Consider the following 20078-nt stretch of genomic DNA (forward strand, 5'->3'; position numbering starts at 1 on the left):
AGCACCGTGACCCGCCGTACCCGGCCTCTGGCCGCCGCCCTCGCTCTGGCCACCGCCGTCGCCCTGCTGGCGGCCTCGTGCAGCAGCTCGGGCTCGGAGGACGAGGACGATCCCTCGGCCGACGCCACCGGCGCCCAGCCACCGGCGGCCACCGCCGCCCCCGTCCCGGGCACCCCCGGTACGCCGGGCACCCCGGGCACCCCGGGCACCCCGTCCTCCTCCGCCGATCCGGGCTCGCCCAGCGCGCCGGCCACCGGTACCCCGTCGGCCCCGCCCGGCACCCCGTCGGTCCCGCCCGGTACCCCGCCCGGCACCCCGACCGGGCCCGGCACCCCGAGCGGCGCCACCGGAGCCCGCTGGCAGCCCACCCCCGGCCTCGCCTGGCAGTGGCAACTCGGCGGCGGGGTGGACCAGTCCGTCGACGTCCCGGTCTACGACATCGACGGCTTCGAGACCGACGCCTCCGTGGTCGCCGCGCTGCACGCCAAGGGCCGCAAGGTGATCTGCTACATCAACGCCGGCTCCTGGGAGGACTTCCGCCCCGACGCCCCCGCCTTCGCCCAGGCCCTCCAGGGCTCCGGCAACGGCTGGAAGGGCGAGAAGTGGTTCGACATCCGCAAGCTCGACCAGCTGAAGCCGCTGATGGCGGCCCGCTTCGACATGTGCCGGCAGAAGGGCTTCGACGCCGTCGAACCCGACACCATCGAGGCCTACAACCAGAACAGCGGCTTCCCGCTGACCGCGGACGACCAGCTCCGCTACAACCGCATGCTCGCCACGCTCGCCCACGAACGCGGCCTGGCGATCGGCCTGAAGAACGACCTGGAGCAGATCCCCGCCCTGCTGGGCGACTTCGACTTCGCGGTGAACGAGGAGTGCGCGCAGTTCGACGAGTGCGCCCGGCTCTCGCCCTTCATCCAGGCGGGCAAGGCGGTCTTCCATGTCGAGTACAAGCTCGGCACGGACCGGTTCTGCGCCCGGACCAAGGCCCTGGGCTTCAGCTCTATGCAGAAGAAACTCGAGCTGGACGCCTGGCGGAAGCCCTGCTGAGGCAGGGACCAAGACCCTCGGGCGGCCGAACCGCCAGGCATTCCGTCCCGAGGGTTACTTGGCAGCCAGCCAGATGACGGCGCCCAGCACCGCGAGGACGGCCACGGCGATCACCGCGATCATGCCGGTGCGGTTGCTGTTGGTGCCGTAGGTGTTGACGGAGCCCGGCGCCTGGGGTGCCGGGGTCTCCTCGACGAAGGCCCGGAACATCTGGGTGCTGCCGGCGGGGTCGTAGTCGTTGTCAGCCATGGCACGGACTCTAACGAATCCGCGGACCACCCCGACACCCGGTCTCCGCCCTACGAATATGCGACAAGTATGTGAAGTCCCCTACACGCACGGAATGCCGGCCCGGCGGATCCGGTTGACTCGCACCATGACCGAATCCCGCAGCGACGCCCCCCGTTACGTGAAGCTCGGCAGCTCCGAGCTCTCGGTGTTCCCGCTCTCCCTCGGCGGCAACGTCTTCGGCTGGACCTCCGACGAGGCCGAGTCCTTCGCCGTCCTCGACGCCTACGCCGCGGCCGGCGGCAACTTCGTGGACACCGCCGACGTGTACTCCGCCTGGGTCCCCGGCAACACCGGCGGCGAGTCCGAGACGATCATCGGAAACTGGTTGCGCAGCCGCGGCAACCGCGACTCCGTCGTCGTCGCCACCAAGGTCGGCCTGCACCCCGAGGCCGGCGGACTGGGCGCGGCCAACATCAAGGCCGCCGCCGAGGGCTCGCTGCGCCGTCTCGGCGTCGACCACATCGACCTCTACTACACCCACCAGGACGACGACACCCCGGTGGAGGAGTTCGTCACCGCCCTGGACGCGCTGGTGCGCGAGGGCAAGGTGCGCGCCGTCGCCGCCTCCAACATCGGCGCCGACCGACTCGCCGAGGCCCTCGCCTTCGCCGAGCGCGAGGGCCTGGCGAAGTACGTCGCCGTCCAGCCGCACTACAACCTGGTCTCCCGCGACACCTTCGAGGGCGCGCCGGCCGAGGTGGTCGCGGCCCACGGCCTCGCCACCGTTCCGTACTACGCGCTGGCCTCCGGCTTCCTCACCGGCAAGTACCGCCCGGGCGGCGCCGGGGTGGCCAGCGCCCGCGCCGAGGGGGCCGCCCGCTACCTGGACGACCCGCGCGGCCCCAAGGTCCTGGAGGCGCTCGACACCGTCGCCGCCGAGCAGGGCGTCGAGGTCGCCACCGTCGCCCTGGCCTGGCTCGCCGCCCGGCCGACGGTCGCCGCCCCGATAGCCAGCGCCCGCACCGTCGACCAGCTCCCGCCGCTGCTGGCCGCCGCCGCGCTGGAGCTCACCCCGGCGCAGACCGCGCTGCTGGACGACGCCTCCGCCTGACCCGGTGCGGCGACAGGGGCCGCGTCGTCCACAGGCTGTGGACGACGCGGCCCCTCTGCCGTGTAGGTTCCGATTGTCCTTGTCGCCATGGACCGTGTTGAGCTGGGGATTCAGCAACGTGTCTCATTGGTCTGTCCTCTGGTTCGTCTCATCGTTTTGTCGCGTTCTGCGGGGCGGGTGTCTTCGGCAGGTTGTCTTGGGTTCTGACCCAAGTTGTGTGACTGGGTTACAGAGTGTCAGGTCAAGGACTCGCGGGCCCTCGTTCGGATCGCCTGGTGGGGCGGCCGAGGTGTCCGAGTACCAAGGACCGTGTACTGCTCAGACAGACGACGCGTCGGTTGCTCTGGAACCCGCAGATCACAAGTGGGCATCCATGCCCTGGGCTCGGGGCACGCCGTCCCGCTGCGCCGCTAGGATCACTCGCGCCTGATTCAGGGTCGACCTCGCGTACGAGGCTCCCGCGCGCACCTATCGGAGGCTCCCTTGAGTGCTCGTTCCCGCTCTCTTCCCGCCCGTCTGGTGTGGATGGTTCTCGGGCTATTCCTGACGTCCCTGACGCTAGGCGGCTTGATTAGCGCCATCCGAATGCCGGACGTGATCAGCACTATCGGCGACTTGGTGATCTCCGCTCTTCTCGGCTGGGGAGCCGTCAGTTGCTGGAAGCGTGTATCGGCCACGCCTCGGCGCGAGAATAGGACCTCCTGACACTCGCGTAAGGTTCGCTCCGGCGAGGACTATCGGTTGATTTGCGAAAGGTTGGGGTAGGGAAATGTGGGCCACTCAAAGGCGCAAAAGCGGCGATCATCTGGGCTTGCGGCTGCGAAGGGCGGCGGCCTGGCCAGTCATGGCCACCTTGGCCCTGGCTGGTTGCTCGGCTGTCTCCGGCTCCGGAGATCTATCATCAGCAGATAAGGCGCGGATCGAGTACTGCGCCGGCCTGGGTTCGCAAATGATGGTCATGATGCAGATCAGTAGCGGCGGCGGGAAGAATCTGATTCCCGAACGCGTCGCAGAAAGTGCACAGCGAACCATCTCTGCCGCTGAAGAGGTAGAACGGTCTGATCCAAAAGCTCCAACAACATTGGCCGAGGACACAAAGACTTTCCTGACGCAATCCAACAATGCCACTGCGGCAGGGCCGGCGCTTACCCGAACCACGAGTTACTGCAAGTCCCACGGCCTTGACCCAATGGGCAGCGCCTCCAAATAGTCGGAACTCTGCGGCCGACTCCTGCGACTGGCGGTCAGGGCCGCGTGTCAGTAGAGCAAGCCCGGCAGCGCGGTCGACATGGCAGGCGGCGCTGGCTCAACTTCAACGACGTGGTTGCGGAGTGTCAGGCACGAAGGACTCGCTTGCATAGGAGAGCGAAGCAGGGCGGGTGTGTTTGCGGGTAGTGAGGACATGCTGGGCGGCGCGTCTGCCTTCCGATGTGAGGCGGTAGTAGGTGCGCCTTCGGCCTGGACCGCATCCGGGTGGGGCCCCGGCCAGCCATTCGGTTTCGTCTTCGGGGCGTGCGGTGAGCCAGCCCATGCCTTCGAGTCTGGCCAGCATCTGGTAGAGCGTTCCGAGGTCGGTGCCGGTGCTCTGGTGAACGCCGAATCCGTAGAACTCCTTGCCGTCGAGTTCGGTGTGAATGTGGTGCAGGACGGCCACCAGCCGTCGTGTGATTCGGGGCATGCCCACGTTGAAGTGGGGTGTGGGCTGGGCCCCGGTGGCACGTTCAGGCGCTTTGCGCCCCTTTGTCCATTTCAGGGTTGTGCGGTGGATGGTGAATTCGCCGGGTGGGGCGAGGTCTTGGATTTCGGGACGCGCGAGGACGGCAAGGAGTTCGGTTCCGCGGGCAGTGGGTGTCATGGGCTGACCACTGGCGTGCTTGTCGCTGCGATGGAACAGCTTGGCGCCGATGTCGCTCTCCAGTCGCTGGAGTTGGATCACGAGCGCGGACGGGGCGAGACCGAGGGTCTGTCCGGCGGCTTTGAGGCTGGGGTGGTTCATCGTGGCTTGGAAGCGGGCGAGCCGGAGCCATCCGTAGCGGGTGGCCTGGACTGCCTTCCTGACATCCTCTGGAGCGTCTTCGGGGAGCCGAGCGAGCATGACCTGGCTGCTGTGGACTCCGGAGGGCCGGATGGGGATTCCGAGCTGGCGCAGGTGACGCAGGATCGTCATGTCCTCGGTGCCGGCTTCCTGGGCGAGTGAGAGCGTTGAGCGGTGGTGGTTGACGTACTGGTCGCGGAGCCAGTCGGGGTCGAGGTCCCTGGGCCGGGGTGCGCGGTGAAGGGTGATCCCGGCTTTGCGGGCGAACTCGACCACGATGTCGCGGGGCATGTCGAGTTCCGCTGCGATTTCCCCCGCGTTCTTGCCTGCTTCGACGTACTCGCGCTGGAAGAACTCCTTCGTAAGCAGCGTGCGGGCCAGCTCGCGGTGCTTCCAGGTGGATCCCCTGGTGGTGGGCCGCTCCCGCAGTGGGCGTGACTCGATGAGGTCGAGCGCGAAGCGAACGTGGGTGTGGTTGGTGCCGAGCGCGTCGGCGGTCTGGACGACGCTGCGGCCTTCGCGGTGGACGAGCCGGTGCAGGGCCCGCAGGTTGATGTCGCCGATGCGCGGTCCGGGCAGGTGCAGGTCGTGGCAGATCCGTTCGGGCGGGCTCCAGGTGAGGGGTTCGTCGATGCCCAACGCGAGCAGGGCGGCGGCCCCGTGCTCGCGCAGGGCTTTGCGCTGGGCCGGCGGGAAGGTCTCGACGGCCTGGTAGTAACGGGCCCGGTGGGTGGGGTTCGGCCATGTGAGCGGGTGGTTCGGGTCAGCAAGATCGTCGCCGGTCAGCAGTTGGACGAGGTAGCGCTGGGCTTGGCGGAAACGTGGGGTGGCGGCGGCTTTGGGGCCGTGCTCGCCGGGGCTGGTGTCGGTGCGGTAGCAGATCCGCAGCCAGTCCTCCTCGGTCAGGATGTCGCTGGTGATCTGCGTGCGGCGCCGGTGGTAGTTGATCGGGCTGCCCTGCGCGTCCAGGTAGTCGGCGATCCTGCAGAACACCTCCAGCAGTTGGGCGTTCCCGGCGCGGACCATGCCCTGGATGGTGTGGCCCAGCAGGTAGCCCTGCAGGTTGGAGTGCAGGTGGCCGGTCGTGGACCGGATCCGGTGGTCCGGCTGTCCAACGTGCAGGACGACCGCGGAGGCGACCAGGCGGAACAGATCCGCCCGCATGGTCTCGGGCAGCATCCGCAGCGTCCAGTCGGGCCAGAGCATCTGCGGAACCCAGCGGGCCCGCGCCGTCGGCTCATCGGACTTGGGCAGGCGGGCTCCGGGTGTGCAGGAGCGGAAGCGGATCCGGCTGGTCGGGTCCAGAGTCGGATCGGCTGCCCGCAACAGCCTGTTGTGCAGCAGCGGCGAGAGCTCGGCGAAGTGCCTGGGATCCATTGTCCGCGGGCAGACGGAGACGACACCATCGTGGCGTCGGCCGAGCGTCCGCAACCGGTCGATCGCGTGTGACTCGTCGTCGCCGAGGAGAGACCGGCCTTCGCGGACGATCACGGCCGTGACCGGCGCGGTCCGGGCTGCGCGCCAAGCGCTCCTGGTGGCGTCGGGTGCCGCGGTGGGCCGGTTGTTCCAGCCGTCTGCAACGGCCGCGTCCAGGCCGGCGGTGTCGCGTTCGTCCAGGACGCGCAGAAGCCAGTTCGACAGATGCTCCAGATCGTTGAAGATCACCGATGCGGTGAGGGCGCCCCGGACCGCGGTAAGAGCGTCGACCCAGGACTGGGCTGCCACGAACGGGCTGCCCGCGGCGAGCGCGACGGTCGGGGCGGTGGCCAAGTCGGTGATGCAGCGGTGGCGTTCGGCGAGCCGGGCCGCGCAGAGGCCCGGTCGCGCGGGGACGAGGGGTGTGTGCAGGCGGGGGCGGGTGAGGCAGGTCGGGCAGTGGTCGGCCAGCAGGACGCGGTGTTTGGTGCAGGCGAATGTCCAAGGCGACCACCAGGTCAGCCTGAACCGGCCGCCGCGTTCGGCCAGGCAGGGCGGGCAGTAGCGAGGCGTGCGGGTGCGGACGGCGCCCGGGAACCAGTTGGCGGGCGCGACCGTACTTTCCAGCCGACCGCTCCGCAGACCGGTCAACTCCTCCAGCCGACGCAGATGCTCCGCCGTGTCCCAGGTGACCAGGGCGTGCGGGTTGGCGGGCTTGGGCAGCGCGAGGATGGTCAGCAGCCGGTCCATGGCGAGCCCGTTGCGGCGGGCCAGCGCGTGCAGCCAGCTGTCGATGCCCTCGCCTTCGAGCGGTGCCACCCGCAGCGGCAGAACGCGGGCGAGCGGCGTCATGACGCGGCCCCGCGAGCCGGGCGAGGCGGCGCCGAACCGTGCAGCTGGCGGCGGGCCTGCTCGGAGGCTTCGTCCAGGCGGACCTGGTCGAGCAGATCGCGGGTGAGCGCTTCGGAGCCGGTGCGGATCGCGCGGTAACAGCCGCGGACCAGCAGCGTGAAGTACGAGCCGATGTGTCCGGTGGTGCGCTCGAACAGATAGTCCTCCAGGTCGGCGAGTATGCCAGGGCGGTGTTCGGCCAGCACCAGCTGGCGTTCGGTCGACTTGATCAGGCTCCGCCAGTGCCGGCGGCCGGCGCCGTCGCGCCGGTGGAACGGCTCGACTCCCAGGCGGGTCCACCGCCTGGCGGTCTGCGCGAGGACGGTGTTCTTGCCGGTGAGCCCGTCAGCGAAGAACCGGCGCTCGGCCAGTCCGACGCCGACGTAGATGAACGTGACGGGGAGCTCGTTGGCCAGCCATTTCAGGTGGTTGCTGACGGCGAGGCCATCGCGGCGAGCGAGGTCGATGAAGTGGATGTCGTCGATGATGCCGACGCGGGACTCGCAGGACAGGACGCAGTCCAGCGCGTGGCTGGCCAGCGCCGCGGCGCTGGCCCGGTTGGTGGCCGGGTGCCCGTAGAACTCGCAGATCATCCGGTTCAGCGTGCGCAGAGTCGTGTTCGAGGTGAGCCCAACCCGGAAGACAGGGACGCGCTCGTGCCCGAGCTCGGTGACCGGCCCGTGCCGGCGGATCTGCGCGCGGTCGAAGTCGCGCCCAAACAGGTTCGCGATGGTCGTCTTCCCCAGTCCCGGCAGGGCGTCGATCACCGCCGCAGAGCGGATCCGGTCGCTGTCCTGCCGGTTGCTGTGGACGATCTCGTCGAGTTCACCGTGGATGGACTTCAGCTGCGGCGTCTGCACGATGCCGAAGTTGGCGTGCCAGTCGTGGCGGCGGTCGTTGTAGTCCTCCAGCGCGTCCCAGCCGAGCGCGCCGAGCTGGGCCCGGTTCAGTGCCTCGGGCCGGGTCCTGGGCGGGGTCTGGACGAAACGCCGCCAGCCTTCCTTGCGGGAGAGGCTGAACAGGCCCGGCGGCATGGGCGTCACTGCAGCACCTCGAACGCGTCGTCGTAGAAGTCGTCGTCTGGCCCGTCGAAGATCTCGTCGCCCTCGTCGGTGTCGCCGTCCAGCCGCGGTCCGGGGACCAGGTGCAGGCGCGTCGGCGCGTCCGTCTCGGCATCCGGCGCGGGCAAAGGGACCGCCGGCCGTTCGGCGGAGATGCGAAGCGCCATCCGGCGCTCGCGGCGATCGGCGACCTGCCCCTGCTGCCAGCGATCCAGCAACTCGGACAGGGCTTGGGCGGGGTCAACGTGCCGGCCCCGGCCTGTCGCTAGACGGCGCGCGTAGGCGGCGGCCTCCGCGCTGAAGGGCGCGGCCAGCCCCGGGGCGTGTTCCCACTCCAGCCGGTGCCAAGAGCCATCGGCCGGGTCCTGGAAGTAGACAAAGCGGACGTCGTCCGAGTTGACGCGGATCGGCCAACGGCCCGCCAGCCGCCCGCCGTAGGGGCTGGACTGGCCGCGGTAGCCGTCCAGCACCGCCCCGTTGTAGCGAAGCCCGCCGACCTCGACGCCGTAGTGCTGGATCGTGCGCGGCACCACCTTCAGGAAGTCGTAGGCCAGATCGGGGTTCGCCGCGATCCTCAGCAGCCCTGCCTTGGCGATGCCGATCCGCAGCATCTCCAGCGGCGACAGGTCGACGCCGGGCCACTGCGCAACGGCCAGACCGTCATGCTTGGCGCGGTGGTAGACGTCCCGTACCCACTCACGGATCACGTCTTCGAGCTCGTGGACGAAGAAGAACGCCTGCTCTTCGACCGCCAGGCCACGGCTGTGGACATCCGGGCCCTTGTAGGCGGGAAGGTGCTGGATCAGGCCCTCCCGCAGGGTCTTGAAGAACCGCTCGACGGTCGGCTTGTCGGTGGGCTTCTTCGGCTGGGCAGGCTGGATGGAGATCCCCAGCCGGGTGCAGACGCTGATCACGTGCGTGGACAGGAACGCGCGGCCGTGGTCGACCACCAGCGTCTCCGGCGGGCAGAGCCCCCGTCCGGGGACCTGGTCCTCCTCGCGGAAGACGAGCTGGTCCGGCAGCCCGTGGAACGGCGCCAGCACTCGCCGCCCTTCCTCCTCCGCGGGCGGGGCGACCGCCTCGAACAGCACCTGGGCGACGTCGACCGCCCGGGTGGACACCGCCGTGACCCGAAGCCCCACAATGCAGCGGGTGAACAGGTCCTGGGCGACCGTGAGTTGGGTCTTCACCCAGCGGCAGGTGACCTCTTCCATCGCGTAGACGTCGAGGTCCTGGGTGTCCAGCACGACGTACTCGCCCGGCCGTGTCGCCCGCAGCCGCCCGTAGACGCCCCGCGGGCGCTCGGCGATCGACCGGCGGGCCTTCGCGCTGCCCGACACCGCGTTCGTGCCGTGGGCCAGGGCCTCCAAACGGCGGTATGCCGTGGCCCGCGACGGCAGCGGAACCTCACCCGGCCCGTGCCGTTCCTCCAGCAGATCCTCGGCCTTGCGCAGCACGGCCGACCGGGTCGGGGTGGAAGCGTCCACGAGCTGCGCGAACACCTCACGAACCGCGTCGTCCCAGCGTGGATCCACCCGCTGTCCCCGGCCCTTGAGTCGGCGCTGGTTCACCAGCCCTGCCTCCCCGGCCTCCTCGTAGGCGGCGATCCAGCGTTCCACGGTCCGCGTGGAGACCTTCAACTCGTCCGCCTTGGCGGCAACCCGGTCAGACAGCTTCCGCGCCGGGTCGAACTGGGGCCGCGGCTCACCCTCGCCGGCGGCCTCCGCGAACCCCGAGCGGAACCCGCTGAGCACTTCGCGGACATGACCGGCCCGCTCGGCCACCTCCTCGCGCTGCGGCGACGACAGGCCCGCCAAGGCCAGGCCATCGCTCAACCCACCGCCCACGATGCCGCCTTGGAGTCGGACCCCCGCCGCGAGCCGGGCAACAGAAACCGCGTTGAAGGCGCCCGTACGCGTATTGCGCACCACGATCCGCCCGCCATCGAACTCCACCACCTCGACGACATCACCGTCGAAGACCACCCGCGAGCCGGGGAACAGGCTCACCCTCATGCCGTCCACCCGCCCCTCCCCGCAGGCCGCACCTCGGTCCACGCATCCAACGGACGGTCCAAGGAGGCAGTCAGCATCCCTGCCCAGACCAGATGCAGGACCGCCGGACGCACCAGCCCGGCCGGGAACCGGCCCGACAGATCCCGCTCGACCCCGGCAATCGTCGACTCCCCCTTGACTGCCTCGCGCACCTGCTCGACGACGTCCTGATCGATCACCTCCGGCCTGCGGTAGCCGGCCAGGAAGCGCACGTTCTCCACCAGCACCGGGTCCGCCCCAGACCACGTCTCGTAATCCCAGCCCTGGCCCGCGCAAATCCGTCTGGTCCAGGCGAACTGCGCTGACACCTTCGAATCGCCCATCCGCGACGCCGCCTTGACATCCACGACGCCCACCCGACCATCCGCGTACACCAGCAGCAGATCGGGAACGTGCTTCCGCACACGGTCTCCGTCCGGGCCGACGAGCTGGAACGGCTGAGCGGCAATCGCCGCGACCAACGGGTCAAAATCGGCCAGCAGAATCCTGGCCAGCTCAAGACGGCTCTCGTAGGCGACCATCCGCCCACCTGTCGAGGCCCAGTACCACCCCGAGTAATGCTGCCGTCCCCGGTACCAGCGGAACTCGCGTACGGGCAGCCCCGCCACCACTTCCGGGACCACCAGCAGGTCCAACGGGGCCTCGGTGATCGCCCCGTCCGCCTGTCGGTACCGAACCCGGAGACCATCACTCACGGACCCAGACATGCTACTGACGGTAGTGTTGACCATGGCTACCGGAACAGATCTCGAAAGAGTGATATCTCAGCACTCTGTCGCCACCGACACGGCAGCGACAGAGTGCTGAGAATCCGACAGATCTAACGCGAAACTACATGCCGTGTCACGACCTCTAGGGTCGGCCGAAGTGGGTCGGTCGGAAGTCGCCGCTGATCGTCGACACCCGAACGGCCTTCCCCGGCCGGGGCGCCTCGACGAACTTCCCGCCGCCCAGGTAGATCCCCACGTGGTGGATGCCCGAGGCCCGGCCGCTGTCCGACCAGAACAGCAGGTCGCCGCGGCGCAGCTGACCCGCCGTGATCGGGGTGGTCGCCGCGTACTGGTCGTCGGCCACCCGCGGCAGGCCGATGCCCGCCCGCCGGTAGGCCTGCTGCACCAGCCCCGAGCAGTCGTAGCCGGACGGGCCGTCGCCGCCCCACACGTACGGCTTGCCGAGCTGGGCGAGCGCGTAGTCGATCGCCGACTCCGGGCGCCCGACGGACGGTGCCGTGTCCGAGCCGCCGGTGCGGTCGAGGTAGACGTCGTAGTGGCTGGTCCAGCGCCACTCGCCCCGGGCGTTCTTGAACCAGTACTTGGACCCGTCCCAGCCCTGCCGCAGTCCGGCGGACCCGGCCTGGCCGTTGGAGACGGCCGGCGGCGCGGCGGCCGCACCGGAGCCCGCGGCGACGCCGGAACCGGCGGAGCCGCCCACGGCCTTCGTGTACACGTTGTAGTGGCTGGTCCAGCGCCACTCGCCCCGGGCGTTCTTGAACCAGTACTTGGACCCGTCCCAGCCCTGCTTGCCCGGCGCGGCGTGCGCGGCCCCGGCGCCGGCGGTCAGTCCGACCACCCCGGCACCGGCCAGCACCGTGGTGGCCAGACAGGTGCTGCGCACCGCCCGGTGTATTCGCCCGGCCCCGGACGGCGCCGCCGGACGGGCGGTGCGCGGCCGGGCCGCACAGTGCGGGCAGGCACAGCCCGCGATCGCGGGGCTGCCGCCGAGGCGCTCCTCGAAGCCGATCAGCGCGCTGCCGACGTCGCCGAAGCCGTCCGGCCAGTTGAAGTCGTCGAGATTCCCGAAAGCCTCGAACGCGTCGAGCCCGTCGGCGGTGTCGTCCGCGAACGCGAGGCCGGCGTCCGTGCCGGTGGCTATCCTCATGCCGGTCGTCCTTCCTTACGCCCGGCCCGGGCGGCCGGGGGCGGTACCGAGGCGGCCACTCCGGCCGGGGCGACGAAGGCGACCAGCAGCTGCTCCATCAGCGCGCTCCGGGCGGCCACGTCCAGCTCGTGCGCGGTGGCGCGCTCCAGCCGGCGCACGGCGAGCGCCGCCGCCTCCACCGCGTCGTCCACCAGCACCGTGCGCAGGCCCGCGTCCAGGTCGGCCAACCGGCGGCGGCGCATCGACTCGGCCACCTCCGGCGCGTAGTCCAGCGCCAGCGGCTGCGCCGAGTAGACCTCCAGCCCGGCCGGGGCGACCTCGGCGGCGAGCGCCCGAGTCAGCTCGTCGGCGAACCACTGGCCGTCGCGCAGCGCGGGCCCGGGCGCCGCGTTGCTGTCGCACGGCAGGGTGGAGGCGGTCCGGGTGAGCACCGCCTGGACCTGCTCGCGCAGGTAGCTCTCGTGGTCCTCGATCGCCAGCGTCGCGCGAGCGGTGTCCTTGACCCGCCACACGATCAGCAGCCGGACCACGATCGGCGTGCCGGTGCGGTCGACCACCTTGGCCGGCTCGCTGCGCCAGTGCCGCAGCCGGACGTCCACCCGGCGGCGGCGCAGCAGCGGGTTGACCCAGACCAGGCCGGTACGGCGGACGGTGCCCCGGTAGCGGCCCCAGCGGGTGAGCACCCGGGTCTCACCGCCCGCGTTGGCCAGCAGACCGGCGAGCGCGAGGACGATCAGCAGCCCGGCGGCGGTCACGGCGGCCACCGAACGGGCGGTCACCTCGGGCTGCCCGCTCGCCCGGGCGGCGTCCGTCCGCAGGTCGGGCAGCGCGTCCCAGTGCGGGACGACGCCGTCGTGCACCAGCACCAGCAGGACGGCGGCCGCTCCGAGCAGCAGCCCGAGCAGCGCGATCCAGCCGGGCAGGCTCGCGGCGTTCTGCTCGCGCAGCGTCTGGTCGGCGCGCGGCGGCCGGCGCGAGGTGGCGGCGGTCGGCGTCGCGGTCGGAACCGTCTCCGGCTCCGGAGCCGCCGCCACCACCGTCCGGGCGACCGGTTCCCCCGCTTCCAGCGGATCGCGCAGGTCGACGGGGGTGCCGGCGGGGCCCGGGAGTACCGTCGGCGGGGTGGTCGGCGGACCGCTGTCGGCCGGCCGGCCGACGGGCCGGGGCGTTCTCGACGCCCTGGCCAGCGGGCTGGATCCGGAGGCGAAACGTTCCGGCAAGGCCGGGGGGAGCATCGTGGGCAAAGGGTCGGGGTCGGGTCGCTGCGAAGAATCGCGGGTGACGTCCATGCACGGATCCTCAGGTTCAGTGTGTCGCGCAACGGGCGGCCCGGATCTGACGGGCAGTGCCAGAGCCAGGCTAGGTTCATAAGCCATCAAATGCGACATTTAGGGTGATGCGTGTCGACATTTACTGACGAATCATCCGAAGTCGGAGCTGACGCGCAGGCACATGAGCGGATGGTGGGAGCGGTTCAGCGCCGCCGGGTACCGGATCCCCGGGCGAGCACCCGGCGGGTGATCAGCCCGATCCCGGTGATGATCAGCAGGGTCCCGGCGAGCGCGCCGCGCCAGCCGTCCGACCGATGCCGGTCGGCCGCCGTCGGCGACGACGGCTCCACCTGCTCGGGCGGTGCGGCGGGTACCCGGCCCCGGCCGGCCCGGTCCCGATCCGAGTCCGGGTCCGGGTCCGGCTCGGCCGAGGTGACGGAGGAGCCGACGGTCGCGGTCGGGGTCGTCGTGGGGGTGGATGTCGGGATCAGGGTCGGACTCGGGCTCGGGGACGTCGGGGCCGAGGAGGGCGGAGTCGGGACGGCACTCCGGGACGGGGTCGGCGTCGGCGTCGGCGACGGGACGACCGGCGGCACCGGGGGCACCACGATCGGCACCAACCCCGGCACCACGGGATCGAGGACAGGCTCAACCGCACCCACCGACGGCACCACCACAGCGGACGGCGTGGACACGGTGGACGGAGTCGGGACAACGCTCAAGGTCGGAGACGGAGACAGGGACGGGGACACGGTCGGCGACGGGGATGCGGCCGCGGTGGGCGTCGGCGACGAGACCACCGGCGGCACCGGGGGCACCACGATCGGCACCAACCCCGGCACCACGGGATCGAGGACAGGCTCAACCGCAGCCGGGGACGAGGCCGTCGGCGAGGCCGGAGCCGTCGGGACCGTCGAAGCGGTCGGCGACGGAACGGCCGGGGACGGGACGGCCACCGAAGGTGTGGGCACCGGCGGCGAGGACACCGCCACCGCGGGGGCCGACGTGGGCTGGGCCGAAAGCGTGGGCGAGGCGGCCGGCGTCGGTACGGCCGAGGCCGACGGGGACGGCGATGGGGACACCGACGGCGAGGCCGAGGCCGACGGCGACGGCGGCACGACCGTCACCGAGCTGGGGGAAACCGTCGGCGTCACCGCCGGGGTGGGCGTGGCGACCGAGGTCGGCGTCGCTGTCGCTGTCGCCGTCGCCGTCGCGACCGGCGTCGGCGTAGCGACCGGCGTCGGCGTAGCGACCGGCCGGTCCGCTGCCGCGACCGTGACCGCCACCGCGTCCGCCGCCGTGCCGTTCCCGGCCCGGTCGGTCGCCGTGACGACCAGCCACTGCGCCCCGTCCGCCAGGTCCCGGTTCGCCGTGCACGTCCAGCTGCCGTCGACGGCCGCCGTCGCCCCGCAGGCGACGATCCGCGCGGCCTCGGGGGCGCGCTCCGCCCGCGCGGTGACGAGCACCTGCGCCCCGGGCTCCGCCCGGCCGGCGAGGCGCGGCCGGACGACCCGGACGGTCTCCCCGGCGGCGGGCGCGGTGAGCACCGGGCGGTCCGGCGGCACGGTGTCGACCACCAGCTCGACCACCTGTCCGGTGGTCCGGTTCCCGGCGGGGTCGGCGGCGGCCGGGGTGAGCCGGTGCCGCCCGTCCGCCAGGTTCTCCACCGGCAGGCAGGACCAGCCGCCGTCGGCCCGGACGGCCGTGCTGCACAGGTCGGTCCCCTGGCCGCTGGACCCGCCCGACCCGCCACCCGCACCGGCCGCCTCGCGCACGCCGGCCGGCCGGTCGACCACGGTGACCGTGCTGCCCGGTTCGCCGGTGCCGGCCAACTGCAGCCCCGGGTCGTTGGTGAACTCGGGCAGGGTGAGCACCGGCGCGGCCGGTGGCGCGGTCTTGACGGTGATCCGGATCGGCTCGCCGCGCAGCACCACGCCGCCGCTGGTGGTCTCCACCGGGGTGAGGCTGTGCCGGCCGGCGGCCAGCGCGGTGTCCGGGCGACAGGACCAGTCGCCGCCCCGCGTGACCCGGGCGCGGCAGAGCACGGTGTCGCCCTCACGGATCTCGACGGTGGCGCCCGCGACCGCGCCCTCGCCGGAGATCCGGGGGCGGGCCTCGGCGAGGGTGGTGCCGTCGACCGGTTCGGCGATCTCCGGACGGGCGGCCCCGACGGTCAGTCGGATCCGCTGGTCGGAGACCTGCCCGGAGTCGGCGAAGCCGCTGGCCGGCACCACCTGGGCGGCGTCCCGGCCGATCCGCAGCCGGGCCCAGGTCTCGCCGGAGGCCGCGTTGGCGGGGACGGTCCAGTCCAGGGTGGCGGTGCGCTCGCCGGGCGCGACCTCGGTCTGCACCCGCTCGGTCGGGTCGAAGCGGCCGTTGCGGTCGAAGTCGATCCAGCCGGCCAGGGTGGCGGTGGAGTCGCCGACGGCGACCGGGAGGGTGAGCCGGTAGTCGCGGCCGATCGCCGCGTCGGCGGGGTAGCCGACGGCCGGGTCGGCGCCCTGGTACTCGCCGCGGCCGGGCTGGAGCTGCGGCGGGGGCGGATTGCCGCCGTCGGCGGCGGCCCCCTCGGTGCCGCCGCCCGTACCGCCCGCGCCCCCTTCGCCGGTGCCGTCCGTGCGGCCGGCGCCGGGCCGCCGGAACAACCAGGTGGGCCGCCCGTCGGCCCGGGCACCCTGGGTCGCCGCGTCGCCGCCCAGGTAGAGGTCGGAGAGCAGGTGGGAGGCGTTGCCGTACCCCTGCGGCGCGGTGCCGACGCCCTCGTCCAGGGTGACCGTGTACGCCTGGGTGAGCGGTGCGGGGGCGGGAGCGGCGCCGGAGCCGGCCCGGGCGGTGGAGCGCCGTTCGACCCGGAAGATCACCGAGCGGAAGGTGCCGGCCAGCTCCAGACTGCCCTCGGCGGCGGATCCCGGATCGCCGTCGGCGCCGCCGTCGGCCCGGGCGGGGGCGAGCGTGTTGCCGTCGACCGTCCAGCCGGGCCAGTCGGTGCGGTTGACCAGGGTCGGCGCGGCCGGTGAGCCGCCGGTCAGGGTGAGCCTGGTCGCGGTGCCGGTGGAGCCGGATCTCGCGGTGGTGATTCCGGCGAGTCCGCTGAGGTGCAGCCGGGGGTTCCGGACGGCCCGGGAGAATGTCAGCCGGAGCGTTCCGACGGTCCGCCAGGAACCGTCCGTCTGCGGACGGTCCTCGGCGATCCGGAAGGTCTGCGCGGGATCTCCGGGCCGGAGTCCGTCGGCGTACAGCGCGCCGGAACGGCCGCCGCCGGCCCGGTCCGCCAATTTCCCGGCACCGGCGGTGACGGACATCCCGGGGTCGGCGGAGAAATCCAGTTGGACGGAGAGTCCGGAGGGCAGCACCGCGCCCCGTTCGGCGGTCCAGGCCCCGGGGGACTGCTGGGCGGCCGAGGGCGGCGGGTTCCAGCCGATCAGCAGCCCGGCCGCCAGGACGGCGGCGGCGCCGGCCGCAGCCGGGAACTGTCGGTTCATCCGGCTCTCCTTCGCATCGGCTGCCGGGCGGCCTGGGTGACCGGGCAGTCTGGACACAAGATCTGACAAAACGGAATCACGATCCTGGGCCGGTCATACCGCGACACCTGCGCTATTGGCCGTATGACACCCGATTGGCAGCCTCTGCCCCGACAGGGCCCGGATGTACCCGAAAGGGCCGAATTTCACCCATTAGGAGAGATATCGCAGGGAACACCCAGGACGGACCCGGCCGCCCGGCCGCCTGACCTGGGCCGGAAACGCAAAAACCCCCGGCCGATGGCCGGGGGTTTTTCGCTGGTGCGCTCAGCAGGATTCGAACCTGCAACCTCTTGATCCGTAGTCAAGTGCTCTATCCGTTGAGCTATGAGCGCAAGGGCCGGACGGATCCGGTCTTGCGGGGTTTGGTGCGCTCAGCAGGATTCGAACCTGCAACCTCTTGATCCGTAGTCAAGTGCTCTATCCGTTGAGCTATGAGCGCTCGCCCTGGTGAACGTGTCCAGCGGGGCGGTGCGGGGACAACATTACATGACCTGCGGCGCGGGGCGAAATCGATTGATCCGGGCCCCCGGGCGGCCCCCCGCCCGGCCCGCGCCCGACCCCCGCCCGGACAGTCTCGAACGGTCCCGAACATGCGAAGAGCCCCGCCGACAAGATCGTCGACAGGGCTCCCGGGCTGCGGAGGCTGAGGGATTTGAACCCTCGATCAGGAATAACCCCGAAACCGCATTAGCAGTGCGGCGCCATAGACCGGACTAGGCGAAGCCTCCTCCACATGGACCAGGCCCGCGTGCGCGGACTCGTTCCCTGTGCCTGTGATGATGCCACAACCCTGGGGCCCGGCACCAACCGCCGACAACGTTACTAGGCGGGTCGTCCTCGCCGCAAAGAAGAATGAGATACTGCCTTCTCCGGAGAGAGCTGCCCTGAAGCCGAGGAGACCTGTCGACGTGAGCAGCAGGCCGATCCGAGGCGCTGCTCGCCTCGCCGCCATACTCGACGCCCTACCCGACGCGTTGCTGCTGGTGAACAGCAACGGCACCGTCGTCGACGCCAACAACGCGGCCGTGCAGGCGCTCCAGGCGCCCGGCACCTCGCTGGTCGGCATGGGCGTGCTCGATCTCCTCCCGGAGTTCGACCCGAGCCGCATCCCCGGCTCGATGCGCCCGGCCGCCCGCGAGGACGAGCCGCTCGAACGCCCGGTGCGGATGACCGCCCGGCGCACCGACGGCACCACCTTCCCCGTCGAGGTGTCCGGCAACGACTTCGACCACGACGGCTCGGGCGAGGCCCGCGGGTACGCGTCCTCCACGCTGGTCCCCTACGACCCGTACCGCGAGGGCTCCCGCTCCTCCGACCTGCTCCTGCTGCTGGTCCGCGACCTGACCGGCCGGCTCGGCGTCGAGGCGGAGCTGCGCCGCCAGCACAAGCAGACCGAGATGATCCTGCGGGCCGCCGCCGAGGGTGTGCTCGGCGTCGACCTCGAAGGCCGCTGCGTGCTGGTCAACCCGGCCGCCGCGCACATCCTGGAGTACCGGGCCAGCGAGCTGGGCGGCCGCGAGCTGCACCCGCTGATCCAGCACTCCCGGGCCGATGGCACCCCGCTGACCCTGGAGGAGTCCGCGCTGCTGGACACCCTGACCTCCGGGCGCAAGCACCGGGTGCGCGGCACCGTGCTGTGGCGCAAGGACGGCCGGCCGGTCACCGTCGACCTCACCACCGCCCCGGTCCGGGACGGCGACCAGCTGGTCGGCGCGGTGATGACCTTCACCGACCGCAGCCGCGAGCTGGCGCTGGTCGCCCGCAACGAGCACCTCACCGCCGTCCTGGAGAGCGAGCTGGGCGGTGCGCTGACCGCGCTGCACCGGCGGATCGACGCGCTCGCCGCCGACCCGGCCGGGCAGCTCTGGCCGGAGGCCAACTGGACGCTGCGTCGACTGGCCGACGAGTGCCGCCGGTTCGGCAAGCTGATCGACGGCGTGCTCGCCCACCAGCGCTCCGAGGCCGGGGAGAGCGCCGCCGCGGCGGCGGCGGCGGACGGCAAGGGCGGCGGGCGGAAGACCGCCGAACAGGTCCCCGTCGCCCTGGACAAGGTGGTCCGCCGGGCCGTCGAGCACGCGGGCGAACTGGTCGGTGCCGGCCGGGTGCGGTTCTCCGTGCACGCCGCCGCCGTCGAGGTGATCGCCGATGAGCAGCGGCTCGCCCAGGCGCTGGCCCACCTGGTCGCCGACGTCAGCGGTGTCGGCCTGTCGCTGGACGCCACCTCCGAACTGCCCTCCCCCGGACTCACCGCCCCCGGCACCCCGGCCCTGCCGCCGGGCGGCGGCGACGTGCCGGCCGTGGTGCTCGCCGCCGCCCAGCGCGGGGAGGTCGCCCGGGTGGAGATCCGCGGCCCCGGGCGCGGCGGCAGCCCCGTCCACCTGCCGATAGCCCAGGCGGTGGTGGAGCGCCACGGCGGGGTGCTCCAGCCGCACGAGCTGCCGGGGCGCGCCGGCACCACCTATGTCGTCGAACTGCCGCTGGACCCGGCCGCCGCGAAGGCCGCCGCCGAGCGCGCGGGCGCCGAGGGCCGGTCGGACCGGCCGAAGGAGACCGACAGCGCCGTCCTGCCCGAGCTGCCGGGCATCCCGCAGCTGCCCACCGCGCGCACCGAGGAGCCCTCGCCCGAGGGCGCCACGGGCCCCGGGACCGGCCACACCCCCGTCGGTGCTCCGGCGGAAGCCCCTCGGGAGGGCGCGCGGGACGGTTCCGCGGACGTCTCCCTGGCCGGTGTGCCGGACGGTGTGCCCGTCGCCCGGACCGTCGAGCCGGGGACCGACCCGGCGGCCGGCGCCGCGCCGGCCGAGGCACCGGCCGTCGAGCAGCGCCGCGGGCGCCGCGGCCGGCCCGCCGTCGAGGAGCAGCCCGCCGGTCCGCCGGCCGCGGACCACGACCTCGGCACCCCGGACACCCCGGGCGCCGGCCCCGAGGCCCCCGCCGACCAGTGGCCGAACGCCCCGGCCCGGATCGAGCCGGCCGTCCCCGAGCAGTGGAACGGCACCGGCAACGACCCCGCGTACGGGCGGCAGGGCCTCGGCGGCCCGAGCGGCCCGCAGAGCGACCCGTGGGGCAAGGACGACGGCCGTTCCGGCACCGCCTACGCCGTCCCGGTCGACGGCGGGCGCCCGGACGGTCACCCCGGTGACCCGAACAGCGCGGCCGGTACCGACGGCGGCGAGAGCGGCCCGCGCGCCCCGATCGCCCTCGGCCCCGGCGGCGGGAGCACCCCGGAGGGCCCGGCCGCCGGCCAGGACGGCCCGGTGGTCGGCCGGGACGACGCCGGCGCCGAGTCCAGACCGTCCAGGCGCCGCCGCGCGCTGCCGGGCAACGAGGACTCCTCCGGCGGGTTCGCCCTGCCCGGCGTCACCGACACCCCCGTCTACCCCGGGCTGGAGCACGCCCTGCCGGACGGTCCGGCGCCCGCGCCGCCCGAGCCCGCCGCACCCACGCCGACCGGCCGACGGCGCCGGCTGGCCGTACCGCCCGGTCCCGGCGGCGAGCACACCGGCCCGTCCGCGACCGACGGCGCCGGGGCGGCCCCGGCGCTGCCCGCGTTGCC

General features: G+C 72.4%; 12 protein-coding genes and 3 tRNA genes. 4 read left to right on the plus strand and 11 right to left on the minus strand.

Going from position 1 to position 20078, the window contains the following annotated elements:
• Nucleotides 1-6: 6 nt before the first annotated feature.
• Nucleotides 7-1050 (plus strand): endo alpha-1,4 polygalactosaminidase, encoded by a 1044-nt coding sequence (locus tag ACFP3U_RS23585; RefSeq protein ID WP_380227619.1) that lies wholly within the window; start codon nt 7-9, stop codon nt 1048-1050.
• 54 nt (nt 1051-1104) lie between these two features.
• On the opposite strand, the gene ACFP3U_RS23590 is transcribed toward ACFP3U_RS23585, so the two are convergent.
• Nucleotides 1105-1299: a hypothetical protein gene (locus ACFP3U_RS23590; RefSeq protein ID WP_380227620.1), complete on the minus strand. Its 195-nt coding sequence runs from the start codon at nt 1297-1299 to the stop codon at nt 1105-1107.
• Nucleotides 1300-1426: 127 nt separating this feature from the next.
• On the opposite strand from ACFP3U_RS23590, the gene ACFP3U_RS23595 reads away from it, so the two are divergent.
• Both ACFP3U_RS23595 and ACFP3U_RS23600 read left to right on the plus strand, forming a co-directional pair.
• Nucleotides 1427-2392: an aldo/keto reductase gene (locus ACFP3U_RS23595; RefSeq protein ID WP_380227621.1), complete on the plus strand. Its 966-nt coding sequence runs from the start codon at nt 1427-1429 to the stop codon at nt 2390-2392.
• A gap of 844 nt (nt 2393-3236) precedes the next feature.
• Nucleotides 3237-3602, plus strand: a complete 366-nt coding sequence (locus ACFP3U_RS23600; protein WP_380227622.1) for a hypothetical protein — start codon at nt 3237-3239, stop codon at nt 3600-3602.
• A gap of 102 nt (nt 3603-3704) precedes the next feature.
• On the opposite strand, the gene ACFP3U_RS23605 is transcribed toward ACFP3U_RS23600, so the two are convergent.
• The 10 genes from ACFP3U_RS23605 to ACFP3U_RS23650 all read right to left on the minus strand — a co-directional run bounded on the left by ACFP3U_RS23605 (nt 3705) and on the right by ACFP3U_RS23650 (nt 17250).
• A complete protein-coding gene (locus ACFP3U_RS23605; RefSeq protein ID WP_380227623.1) occupies nt 3705-6695 on the minus strand; it encodes a TniQ family protein in 2991 nt (996 codons plus the stop codon).
• Nucleotides 6692-7768, minus strand: a complete 1077-nt coding sequence (locus ACFP3U_RS23610) for an AAA family ATPase (RefSeq protein ID WP_380227633.1) — start codon at nt 7766-7768, stop codon at nt 6692-6694. Before ACFP3U_RS23610 ends, ACFP3U_RS23605 begins: the two co-directional genes overlap by 4 nt.
• Nucleotides 7769-7773: 5 nt before the next feature.
• Entirely contained in the window at nt 7774-9810 is a 2037-nt protein-coding gene (locus ACFP3U_RS23615; protein WP_380227634.1) for a helix-turn-helix domain-containing protein, read from the minus strand.
• A complete protein-coding gene (locus tag ACFP3U_RS23620; RefSeq protein WP_380227624.1) occupies nt 9807-10544 on the minus strand; it encodes a TnsA-like heteromeric transposase endonuclease subunit in 738 nt (245 codons plus the stop codon). The genes ACFP3U_RS23615 and ACFP3U_RS23620 overlap by 4 nt, the downstream gene beginning before the upstream one ends.
• 157 nt (nt 10545-10701) lie before the next feature.
• The gene (locus tag ACFP3U_RS23625; protein WP_380227625.1) at nt 10702-11727 is read right to left on the minus strand and encodes a C40 family peptidase; all 1026 of its coding nucleotides are present in this window, start codon (nt 11725-11727) and stop codon (nt 10702-10704) included.
• On the minus strand, nt 11724-12947 hold the full coding sequence (locus ACFP3U_RS23630; RefSeq protein WP_380227626.1) for an SPFH domain-containing protein: 1224 nt from the start codon (nt 12945-12947) through the stop codon (nt 11724-11726). Before ACFP3U_RS23630 ends, ACFP3U_RS23625 begins: the two co-directional genes overlap by 4 nt.
• A gap of 254 nt (nt 12948-13201) precedes the next feature.
• A complete protein-coding gene (locus tag ACFP3U_RS23635; protein ID WP_380227627.1) occupies nt 13202-16480 on the minus strand; it encodes an Ig-like domain-containing protein in 3279 nt (1092 codons plus the stop codon).
• 298 nt (nt 16481-16778) lie between these two features.
• A tRNA-Arg gene (locus ACFP3U_RS23640) sits at nt 16779-16854 on the minus strand.
• Between the two features lie 31 nt (nt 16855-16885).
• Nucleotides 16886-16961: transfer RNA gene (locus tag ACFP3U_RS23645), tRNA-Arg, on the minus strand.
• A 198-nt stretch (nt 16962-17159) separates the two neighbouring features.
• A tRNA-Ser gene (locus ACFP3U_RS23650) sits at nt 17160-17250 on the minus strand.
• Nucleotides 17251-17430: 180 nt separating this feature from the next.
• Here ACFP3U_RS23650 and ACFP3U_RS23655 point away from each other — a divergent pair.
• The coding region (locus ACFP3U_RS23655) for a PAS domain-containing protein (protein WP_380227628.1) at nt 17431-20078 on the plus strand (2648 nt) is incomplete at its 3' end.

The sequence above is a fragment of the Kitasatospora misakiensis genome (assembly GCF_042656005.1).
Lineage (GTDB): Bacteria > Actinomycetota > Actinomycetes > Streptomycetales > Streptomycetaceae > Kitasatospora > Kitasatospora misakiensis.

What these genes read in the sequence shown, in the direction of transcription:
- ACFP3U_RS23590 (WP_380227620.1), bottom strand. Translation starts at nt 1,299, where the DNA reads ATGGCTGACAACGACTACGACCCCGCCGGCAGCACCCAGATGTTCCGG.
- ACFP3U_RS23595 (WP_380227621.1), top strand. Translation starts at nt 1,427, where the DNA reads ATGACCGAATCCCGCAGCGACGCCCCCCGTTACGTGAAGCTCGGCAGC.
- ACFP3U_RS23600 (WP_380227622.1), top strand. Translation starts at nt 3,237, where the DNA reads ATGGCCACCTTGGCCCTGGCTGGTTGCTCGGCTGTCTCCGGCTCCGGA.
- ACFP3U_RS23605 (WP_380227623.1), bottom strand. Translation starts at nt 6,695, where the DNA reads ATGACGCCGCTCGCCCGCGTTCTGCCGCTGCGGGTGGCACCGCTCGAA.
- ACFP3U_RS23610 (WP_380227633.1), bottom strand. Translation starts at nt 7,768, where the DNA reads ATGCCGCCGGGCCTGTTCAGCCTCTCCCGCAAGGAAGGCTGGCGGCGT.
- ACFP3U_RS23615 (WP_380227634.1), bottom strand. Translation starts at nt 9,810, where the DNA reads ATGAGGGTGAGCCTGTTCCCCGGCTCGCGGGTGGTCTTCGACGGTGAT.
- ACFP3U_RS23625 (WP_380227625.1), bottom strand. Translation starts at nt 11,727, where the DNA reads ATGAGGATAGCCACCGGCACGGACGCCGGCCTCGCGTTCGCGGACGAC.
- ACFP3U_RS23635 (WP_380227627.1), bottom strand. Translation starts at nt 16,480, where the DNA reads ATGAACCGACAGTTCCCGGCTGCGGCCGGCGCCGCCGCCGTCCTGGCG.